Source organism: Streptomyces sp. NPDC088387, assembly GCF_044753385.1.
Classification (GTDB): domain Bacteria; phylum Actinomycetota; class Actinomycetes; order Streptomycetales; family Streptomycetaceae; genus Streptomyces.
The window spans coordinates 106,086-115,499 of record NZ_JBIVNC010000022.1; the positions used below are offsets into that span (position 1 = coordinate 106,086).

The 9,414-nt window shown below is 72.0% G+C and carries 10 protein-coding genes; 4 read left to right on the plus strand and 6 right to left on the minus strand.

Translation table 11 applies throughout. The features are described from left to right. Positions 1–8: 8 nt before the first annotated feature. On the minus strand, positions 9–143 hold the full coding sequence (gene pqqA / locus ACIQAC_RS38260) for a pyrroloquinoline quinone precursor peptide PqqA (protein WP_402199837.1): 135 nt from the start codon (positions 141–143) through the stop codon (positions 9–11). 246 nt (positions 144–389) lie between these two features. On the opposite strand from pqqA, the gene ACIQAC_RS38265 reads away from it, so the two are divergent. Then, entirely contained in the window at positions 390–1,151 is a 762-nt protein-coding gene (locus ACIQAC_RS38265) for a PP2C family protein-serine/threonine phosphatase (RefSeq protein WP_402199839.1), read from the plus strand. A 116-nt stretch (positions 1,152–1,267) separates the two neighbouring features. On the opposite strand, the gene ACIQAC_RS38270 is transcribed toward ACIQAC_RS38265, so the two are convergent. The 3 genes from ACIQAC_RS38270 to ACIQAC_RS38280 form a co-directional block, all read right to left on the minus strand. Continuing rightward, the gene (locus ACIQAC_RS38270) at positions 1,268–1,684 is read right to left on the minus strand and encodes a DUF5955 family protein (protein ID WP_402199841.1); all 417 of its coding nucleotides are present in this window, start codon (positions 1,682–1,684) and stop codon (positions 1,268–1,270) included. A gap of 10 nt (positions 1,685–1,694) precedes the next feature. Next, complete coding sequence (locus ACIQAC_RS38275) at positions 1,695–3,989, minus strand: hypothetical protein (protein WP_402199844.1); 2,295 nt, start codon at positions 3,987–3,989, stop codon at positions 1,695–1,697. Positions 3,990–4,070: 81 nt separating this feature from the next. Continuing rightward, positions 4,071–5,270 carry an MFS transporter gene (locus ACIQAC_RS38280; RefSeq protein WP_402199846.1) on the minus strand — a complete coding sequence of 400 codons (1,200 nt, stop codon included), beginning with the start codon at positions 5,268–5,270 and terminating at the stop codon, positions 4,071–4,073. Between the two features lie 69 nt (positions 5,271–5,339). Between ACIQAC_RS38280 and ACIQAC_RS38285 the strand changes: the two genes are divergently transcribed. Genes ACIQAC_RS38285 through ACIQAC_RS38295 form a run of 3 tightly spaced genes read left to right on the plus strand, consistent with a single transcriptional unit; the run spans position 5,340 to position 7,765 of the window. Further along, the gene (locus ACIQAC_RS38285) at positions 5,340–6,341 is read left to right on the plus strand and encodes a transcriptional regulator (protein WP_402199848.1); all 1,002 of its coding nucleotides are present in this window, start codon (positions 5,340–5,342) and stop codon (positions 6,339–6,341) included. Beyond that, positions 6,338–6,844, plus strand: coding sequence for a glutathione peroxidase (locus ACIQAC_RS38290; RefSeq protein WP_402199851.1), 507 nt, complete (start codon positions 6,338–6,340; stop codon positions 6,842–6,844). Before ACIQAC_RS38285 ends, ACIQAC_RS38290 begins: the two co-directional genes overlap by 4 nt. A gap of 54 nt (positions 6,845–6,898) precedes the next feature. Then, entirely contained in the window at positions 6,899–7,765 is an 867-nt protein-coding gene (locus ACIQAC_RS38295; protein ID WP_402199854.1) for a MerR family transcriptional regulator, read from the plus strand. A 132-nt stretch (positions 7,766–7,897) separates the two neighbouring features. On the opposite strand, the gene ACIQAC_RS38300 is transcribed toward ACIQAC_RS38295, so the two are convergent. Together ACIQAC_RS38300 and ACIQAC_RS38305 are read right to left on the minus strand one after the other, a co-directional pair. Then, the gene (locus ACIQAC_RS38300; RefSeq protein ID WP_402199856.1) at positions 7,898–8,089 is read right to left on the minus strand and encodes a DUF397 domain-containing protein; all 192 of its coding nucleotides are present in this window, start codon (positions 8,087–8,089) and stop codon (positions 7,898–7,900) included. Between the two features lie 202 nt (positions 8,090–8,291). After that, complete coding sequence (locus ACIQAC_RS38305) at positions 8,292–9,164, minus strand: helix-turn-helix domain-containing protein (protein ID WP_402199858.1); 873 nt, start codon at positions 9,162–9,164, stop codon at positions 8,292–8,294. Between the last annotated feature and the right edge of the window lie 250 nt (positions 9,165–9,414).

The following is a 9,414-nucleotide window of genomic DNA, read 5'->3' on the forward strand; positions in this document are numbered from 1 at the left end:
CGCCGTGACTAGCGCGTGGCCAGGCGGTACGCCGTCACTTCGAGCGCGGTCTCGACGATCTCGTACTCCGGGGACCGCCAGCCGGTCTCCGCCGTGACGGCGGGGGTCTGGTGGCGTTCCTGGATCTCCTGTGTCTCCTGCATGTCTGTTTCCTGCTTCCTGCGTGGGGGGTTCAGGACGAGCAGTGCCTTGCTTGTGTACCTTCGTCGGACCGGACACGGACCGGGCACGCCGTTCACGGACGTGCCCTGCGTTCAGCCCTTCGCTCCAGGATCGCGGCCTGACCGTACGCGGTCAATCATGCGAAGCGAATCATTCCGGGCGCACACTGGAAGCGGAGGGACAAGCGGGCGGAAGTCGCCCGCGCTGAGGAAAGGCGGAACCGCTCCATGGCGCAGGTCGTCGCGGTGAGTGCGCTGAGCCATCCCGGGCTGCTGCGCGACCGGAACGAGGACAGTCTTGTCGTCGGCCCCTGGACGCTGTGCGCCACGGTGACCGAGAGCCCGCAGACACTGTTCTTCCCGCTCGCCACACCCCTGGTCGTCGCCGTCGCGGACGGGCTCGGCGGGCATCCCGGCGGCGAGGTGGCCAGCGCCCTGGTCGCCCGGCTGCTCGCGACCGGCGGTCCCGCGCTGCACAACGAGGAGGCCGTGCGCGAGACCCTGAACAGCTGCAACCGCGCGGTGTACGAGGCGGCGGGCGGCGACCGCGGGGGCGATCTGGAGGCCATGGGGACGACCGTCGCCGGCCTGGTGGTCCTCCGCGACGAGCTGCTGGTGTTCAACGTGGGCGACAGCCAGGTCTTCGCCTTCGACGAGGAGGACGGGCTGCGCCAGGTGAGCGTCGACGACAGCCCGCCGCCGGAGCCGGGCCGGCGCACCACGTCCGTGGTCACCCAGTGCCTGGGCGGCAGCACCGGCTTCCGGCCCGTCGACCCGCATGTCACGGCCGTACCCCTGGTGCCCGGCGAGCGCTATCTCCTGTGCACGGACGGGCTGACCGACCCGGTGCCGCCGGACGTGCTCGACGCGGTGATGCGCGAACACGACGACGGCCGGGCCGCGTTCGAGCTGTGGCGCACCGCGATCGAGGCGGGCGGCCCGGACAACATCACGGTGGCGGTGGTCCGCGTCAAGGAGGAGCAGGAGTGACGGTTCCGGCCTAGGGCGGGTTTCGAAAGTCCCGTCGTCCGCCCGGAGGGCGGGCCGAGCGGCGTCCGGTGCGTGCTCTCGGCGTCGCTCGGCAGGCGGGACTTTCGAAACACGCCCTAGGCGCCCAGCGCCCCGCGTACGGTCTGTGTCAGCTCCCCCACCGCCACCGCCAGCGGGGTCACCGGCTGGACGAACTCCGTCAGCCGGTCCAGGGCCCGGCGCAGGACGGTCGGCTGCGGTTCCTCCTCGTCCAGTTCCTCGCGCAGACGGCGCAGTTCGCGGGTCGTGGCCTCGGGGTCGGCGAGGGCGTCGCGGTGCTCCTCCAGCAACTGCTCGACGCGGGCGAGGAGTTCGGCCGTTCTGGCGGCCTGTTCGGTGCTCGGCGGCTGGAAGGCGACCGAGCCGGAGAAGGCCTGGGCGCGGTGGCCGATCGCCTGGTTGCCGACGTAGTGGGTGCCGCCCTTGATCACGAGGCCGTTGTTGACGGGCGGGTCGTGGCGGGGGTCGCCGGGGCGGGGGTCGTCGTTGCCCATGGGACGCTCCTTACTTCGTGGGGGCGGCCGGTGCGGGCTTGCCGCCCACGTGCTGGTTGGCGCTCGCCCCGGACCCGATCGCCTGGTTGCCGATGATGCTCATGCCGCCCTGCTGGATGAGGCCCTGGTTGAGGATGGTCTGCTGCTGGGTGCGGAAGTCGGTGATGTCGTAGCCGCGCGCGTCGAGGAACTCACGGATCGCGGCGAGGGTGTGGCGTTCGACCGCGGCGGTGATCCGCGCCGCGTCCACGACCTGGAAGTAGTTGTGGTAGTTGGGGCTCATCGCGATCTCCCGGATGCTCAGCCGGGCGCCGTAGTCGTAGACCGGGTCCTGTTCCATCGCGGTGAGTTCGTCGACCATCCGCCGGGTGTGCCGGGTCTCGAAGCGGGCGTGGCGCAGCGCGTCGAGGGGGGCGCGGAAGAACGTCCGGGCGGTGCGGGCGACGGCCGTCACCAGCACCCCGCGCTGTCCCTGGGCGCTCAGCGGGCCGCGCAGCCGGTCCACGACGTGGTAGGCGGCGGCGACCGGGCCGAGCACATGGTTGTCGCAGTGCAGGTGCAGGGTGCGGCCCGCGGTGGAGAAGTGCAGGAACACACTGGGTACGACGTCCCCGCCCCACAGCGGCACATGGACCGCCAGACAGTGCCGGACGGTCCCCGTCGGCCCGAGCATGATCTCCTCGACGGCCTCCGGCGACAGCCGTGCGGCCGGCGAGATCTGGGTGTCCAGGACGAACCGGCCGTCGTCGCCGACACTCGTCCCGCTCACGAAGATCCGGTCCTCGACGGTGAGCGACCTGAGCGCCTCGGCCGTCTCCGGCCCTTCTTCGGTGGCGCCGCCCGCACCGTCGGCGGCACCGCCCGCACCGACCGCACGCAGCTGTTCACGTACGTGGGCGATGAGTTCGACCACGGTGAAGGGCCGCGGCTCGTCGGCCGTACCGGCGTCGACGGGCTCCTCGGCGGGCAGCAGCGGCACGGCGACCGACCAGTTGGAGGCGGTCGCGGCGTATCCGAGGAACGGGCTGTAGCCGCTGTAGACGGTGACGTTCCCGTCCCTCGCGTCCTTCAGGGCGGCCAGCCGGGCCGCGATCCACGGCCGCGCCGGTACGGCCGGCAGGGGCTGCCGGTAGAACCGCTCGCCCGTCATGGTCGACCGCAGCCGCCGGTCGGTCGCGAGATCGTGCCGGGCGACGGTGACGTAGGCGTACGCCGTCGCGCCGAGCGAGACCAGCACCGCCGGGACTCCGGCGAGATAACCGCCCAGCAGCCAGCCGACGAAGCCGGGCACGGGCAGCGCGGAGATCGCGTAGCCGAGCGGGAAGGCGCACAGGACGACCACCGCGGCCCGCACCACGGCGGTCACCATGACCCGGCTCGCGGGCAGATGGCTGCCGCGGGTGGCCAGGCTGGGCCGTGTGCTGCCCGCGGCCGAGACGACCCCCAGCGCGAAGGCGGGGAACAGGACCCACAGCGGCGCCACGACGGCCACCGCCGCGAACGCCGCGGTCACCCGCAGGTCGCGCAGATAGCGGGCCTCCTTGGCGGCCAGGCAGTGCTGGGCCACCGCCACCAGGTCGACGTCCGGCGAGGGCGCCACCGCGCCCGCCTCGTCGGCCAGCACCTCCTCCACCACCCGCTCGGCGAACGCCTCGTCCACATGGGCGGCGGTGCACAGGTACCGGGTGACGTCACCCCGTACGCGCCCGACCGGCATGTGCAGCGGACCCGTGGTCATGGCGCGGTTTCCCTTCCTCGCACGGAACGCCCCCGCGACCGGCGGCGCGACGCGGAACCGGCGCGGCCCCACCGTCAGCAGGGCGAGCAGCCCACCCGTCGCCAGCCCGAAGACCAGCGCAGGACCCATCAGGTAGCCGCGCAGACCGTCGGCGCTCAGCACGATGTCGTCGTCGACGAAGGTCCGGAACAGCTGCCACTGCACCAGGGCCGTGACCTCCGACGCCAGCAGCCCGGCGGCCGGCGCGCGCAGCCAACCGGAGGTGCCGCGCGCGGTGAGCCGGGACGCGAAGAAGACGAAGGACACGATCAGTACGAGCGTGCTGACGTCGGTGACGACCAGCCAGGACACCTCGCGGTACTCGTCGGGCGAGAACCCCCACCCGGGGACGAACGCCGCCTCGACCAGCCACCGCACGGACTTGTTGTCGTACTCCTCGACATAGAGGTCCAGGAAGCGGTCCTGTACCCAGGGGCTGCCCACAAGAAGGATGAGGACGCACAGCACCACGATGCTCTTCCGCGTCCCACGCCCGGGTAACGCCACCCGCTCCCCCTCGCCGCTCACGTCTCCAGTGGCCGCACTCCAGGACTGTGCCCGATCGCCGCGACGGTGAATCCGTGAACTCCGGCCACTTGTGCCCGATTTCTACACCGACTCGCCCCGGCCCACCGGTGCGGGCCGCTCGCGCGGGAGCCGGCGTCCGGCCGACACCAGGGCCGCGGTGACCGCCAGGGAGGCCGCCGCCATCGTGGCCATCGCCGTTGCCGGTGAGGTGAGTTGGGCGACCGTGCCCGCCAGGGCCGCGCCCACGCCCTGCATGGTGAGCATGCCGGCGGAGTGCAGACCGAGCGCGTGGCCCGCGAGTCCTTCGGGGGTGAGCGCCATCAGGTGTTCCTGCTGGACGAGGCTCGCGCCGAAGCCCACCGAGGCGACGGCCGCGAGGGCGGCGGCGAGCGGCAGCGACGGCCGGAGGAGGAAGAGGGTGTACGGGGCGGCCAGCAGGAACAGCAGCGGGTGGCCGAGCCTCGCCCTGCGCTCCGGGCGCAGCAGGCGGCCGACCAGCACGTCCCCGGCCAGCATGCCGAGTGCCGCGCAGGCGAAGAGCGTGCCCGCGGAACCGGAGTCGTAGGAGACGAAGAGGGATTCGCAGCCGACGACCAGGCCGTTGGGTATCCACAGCGCCAGATAGACCTGGCAGCGCGGACGGGAGGACCACAGCAGGGCGTTGGTGCGCCGGGTCGCGGCGGCCGAGGGGCGGCCGGCGGCGCGGGGCGGGCGGGCCGTCAGACCCGCGCGGATCACCAGCGCCGAGAGGGCGTACAGGAGGGCCGCGAGGACAAGCGTCGTGCGCGGGTCGAGCAGCGCCACCAGGGCGCCGCCCAGGGCGAATCCGGCGATCTGCACCAGCCCGTTCATCATGTTGAAGACCGAACGGCCCAGCAGATAGCCCTCCTTGGCGAGGATCTCGTTCAGCAGGCCCCAGCGCACCCCGCCGCCCAGCGAGGCGATCAGGCCCTGCACGAGGATCACCGCGAACACCGCCCACAGCGGCAGGCCGGGCAGGGCCAGGACCGCCGTACCGGCCGCGAAGGCCAGCGAGACGCCCGTCAGTGTGGCGCGCGGCGGCAGCCGGTCCGCGCCCGACAGCAGGAAGGTCGCGCCCAGCACCTGCGCCAGCGAAGGGCCGAACATGCTGATGGCCGACAGCAGCGGGGACTCCGTCGCCCGGTACACCAGCGTGGCGAGCGCGAGCCCGCCGACGGTCTGCGCGGCGACCTGCGCGCAGGAGCCGAAGAACAGCGGACGGAACTCGGGGGTGCGGAAAAGGTCCTGGTAGCTGTGCATGCCGGGGAGTCTGGGGCGGCGGAGGGCCTGGGCGGTAAGGTTTCGCGTCCGCGCGAAAGGAGGGCGCCCATGGGCTGGTGGCAGATGAACGCCGACACCCTCGCCGGCAGCCGTTTCCTGCTGTCGCCGCTCGCCGAGACCTTCGCGTCCCTGAAGCTGCTGCACGCGGGCAGCGGCGGCCACCCCGGCGAGCAGTCCTGGCTCCGCGCCCACCTGCCCGCCTACCGCGCCCGCCTGGCCGCCGACCCGGTGACCGCCCTGCTGGTCCGCGCCGGTCTCGGCCGCGACTGGATCGCCGACTTCCTCACCCCGACCCCGAGGGGCGGCGAGACCTTCGCGGAGGAGCTGGCCCGGGTGCGGGCCGCCGACCCCGGGGCCGCCCGCGCCCATCTGCGGATCTCCCTCGCGGGCCCGCTGCCGCCCGCCCTGGACCGCGACGACCTGCCCGAGCGGGCCGCCGCGCTCCTGGAGTACGTCTGGGAGGAGTCCGTACGTCCCTCCTGGGACCGGCGCCGCCGCGTCCTGGAGGCCGATGTGGTGGCCCGCACCGCGCAGGTCAGCCGGGGCGGCTGGGCTGCCGTACTGGACGCCCTGCGGCCCGGTATGCGCTGGCTCGGCGAGAGCCGGCTCCAGGTGAACCTGCACGAGTACCCGCCCCGCGAGATCTCCGGCGGCCGGCTCGTGCTGGTCCCGGTGACCCCGCAGGCGGGCTGGGTCTCCTGGGAGGAGCCGGACCGGTACGCCGTCGTCTACCCGTGCGCGGGTGTGCTGGCCGACGGTCCGCGCCGGGCCCCCGTACCGGCCGCCCTGGGTGCCCTGCTGGGCCCCGCGCGCGCCCGCGTCCTGGTCCTCCTGACCTCCCCGATGACCACGACCCAGCTGGTCGCCGTGACCGGCCAGGGCCTCGGCTCGGTCGGCCGCCATGTGCGGGTGCTGCTGGACGCGGGCCTGGTGGAGCGGCGGCGCACCGGACGGTCGGTGCTGTACGAGCGGACGGCGGCGGGGGACGTGCTGCTGGACGCGGGCGGGGTGCGGCCTCCGGAGGCGGGGCGTCTAGCATCGCGAGCATGACTGCTGACACGAACGGCACCTCCCCTCTCCACGTCGCCATCGACTCCCTCCAGGGCGGCCCGGCCGACCTCTCCCAGTACGCGGGACGGCCGGTCCTGATCGTGAACGTCGCCTCGAAGTGCGGGCTCACCCCCCAGTACGCGGGCCTGGAGCAGCTCCAGGAGCGCTACGCGGAGCGGGGCTTCACCGTGCTCGGCGTCCCCTGCAACCAGTTCATGGGCCAGGAGCCCGGCACCGCCGACGAGATCGCCGAGTTCTGCTCCGCGACCTACGGCGTGACCTTCCCGATGACCGAGAAGGTGGACGTCAACGGCGAGGGCCGGCACCCGCTGTACGACCGGCTGACCGGGTTCGCCGACGCCGAGGGGCACAGCGGGGACATCCGCTGGAACTTCGAGAAGTTCCTGGTCGGCCGCGACGGCACGGTCGTGGCCCGGTTCTCGCCGAAGACCGAGCCCGACTCCCCCGAGGTGGTCGCGGCCGTCGAGGCCCAGCTGGCTTGACCTTCCCCCTGGGGCACACCCGAGCATCCCGAGTCACCGGGCGGCCCTCGCCCGGTGACGGAGGATGACGTGACGGACGAGGAGTTCCTCACCATCGGCGCGTTCGCCGCGCGGTCCCGGCTGTCCGCGAAGGCGCTGCGCCTCTACGACCGGCTCGGGCTGCTGTCCCCGGCCCGGGTCGACGAGGCCAGTGGCTACCGCTACTACCGCGCCGGGCAGGCCGAACACGCCCGTCTGGTGGCGCTGCTGCGGCAGTTGGACATGCCGCTCGCGCTGATCGCCGAGGTGGTGGCCGCGGACGGGCCCGAAGCGGCTGCGCGGCTCACCGCGTACTGGACGGACGTGGAGGCCCGGCTCGCCGGGCAGCGGACGCTCGCCGAGTACCTCCGTGGACGACTGTCGGGGAGGAGCTCCGAGATGTACGGAAGGTTCCAGGTCGAGACCGTCGAGGTGGCACCGCAGGTGGTGATCACCGAGACCCGGCACACGCTGGCGGACGAACTGCCGAGCTGGATCGGGGCGTCGCTGGGGCGCCTTGAGGAGGCGGCGCGGGCCTGCGGTGGGGTGACGGGGGCGCCGTTCGTCGTCTACCACTCCGAGGTGTCGACGGAGAGCGACGGGCCCGTCGAGTCCTGTGTGCCGGTCGCCGACGAGACGGCGGCGCGGTCCTGGGCCGGGCGGCACGGGCGGCCGTGGGAGGCGACGGTACGGATCGAGCCGGCCCGGCGGCTGGCCTACACCCGGATCACCAAGGCGCAGGTGGCGTATCCGCAGATCATCGCCGCGTTCGAGGCGGTGGAGCAGTGGATCGCCGGGCAGGGGCTGCGACAGGCGGGGCAGCCGCGCGAGGTGTACTTCGCGGAGTGGGACGCCGCGGGCCCGGAGGACGGGGTGTGCGACGTCGCGTTCCCGGTGGACTGACGGCGAAGCGCCTGCGGCGAGGCACTGACGGCACAAGAAGAGCCCCCTCGGCAAGGACGGCGAGCTGGTCGAGAGGGCTCTCTTGATGTGTTGTTGAGTTGTGGTCTACGGAGGATCAGAAAGACCCTCCCCTTACGCCTTGACCGAGGACACGAAGGCGTTCCACGCGTCCGCGGGGAAGGCCAGGGTCGGACCGCTCGGGACTTTGGAGTCCCGGACGGCCATAGCCGACAGGACAGGGGACTTGATCTCGACGCACGCGCCATTGCCCTGGGAGTAGGACGACTTGATCCACGTGTCCGTCGCGCCCTGCATGATTGCCATTTTCGCTCCGGTAACCAGTTGCTGAGTTGCTGTCACCGTGTCCCTTTCGTGCAGGACACGGTTTGCGCCAACGTTCTTGCTCGATGGCGTGATCGACGCTACTCGCCAACATCGATGAGCGGAGCGACTATTCACTCGACCGGGTGGCATATTCCAGTGGGGTCTTCCATCCCGGCCGGGGCACCCTGTACGGTGCCGCGCCTCAACCCCGGACGGTGGGGCGGGCGTAGTCCTTCGCCGTGTTCGAGATGAATTCCCGGGTTTGCTCCACATTCAGTGCCTGCGCCCGGAGATGCTCGTACATCACGCTGTACTTGCCGACATCCTGTGGTTTCTCAAGATAGAGGTCACTGGTGACGCCCTCGATGTAGACCACGCTGGAATCGGCCGCGTCCGGGAACTCGAGGATCGCGTACTGACCGCTCACTCCGGGATGCGCGCCCATCGAGAACGGGATCACCTGCACGGTGACGTGCGGGAGCTGCGACATCTCCAGCAGATGCTCCAACTGCTCGATCATCACCTGCCGGTTGCCGACCTCCCGGCGAAGGGCCGCCTCGTCGAGCACGGCCCACAGTCTGAGCGGATTCTCGGCGGCAGAAATACGTTCCTGCCGACGCAGCCGGACTTGTACGCGCTTGTCGATGTCGACGGGCGTGGCCTCCGGCAGCGCGCCCACGATCAGGGCCTCCGCGTAGCTGCGGGTCTGCAACAGCCCGGGGACGACCTGCGGGTCGTACACCCGCAGACTGGCGGCGTCGGTCTCCAGCCCGATGTAGACGCTGTACGGGATGTCGCCGAAGGAGTGCCACCAGCCCTGCTGGCGGGAGTCCTTGGCCATCTGCATCAGCGAATCGACGATGCGGTGGTCCTCGACCTCGTAGACCCCGCACAGATCACGGACGTCGCGCTGGCTGATGCTGCGCCTGCCGTTCTCCAGGCGGCTGATCTTCGACTGCGACACCAGCAGTCTCTCCGCCACCTCCTCCGCCGTCATGCCCTTGAGCTCGCGGAGCCTGCGCAACTCCTGGCCCAGCCGGCGTCGCCTGACGGTGGGATTGACATTGGACGCCACGGGACGTGCACCTCCGGCTGCGGGCCTCGTAAAGCAACTATGCGTATCTGCTGTTGAGCAGATTGCCACCAAGGTGCTTCTTACCGCTGGGAAACGAAGGATATGCAGCGTGTACACGCCGGTATGCAGGCGAAAACGCGGCCGAGGGGGGGGGGGGGGGGGGGGGGGGGGGGGCCCCCCCCCCCCCCCCCCCCCCCCCCCCCCGCCCCCCCCGGGGGGGGGGGGGGGGGCGGGCGGCGGCCGGGGGGGG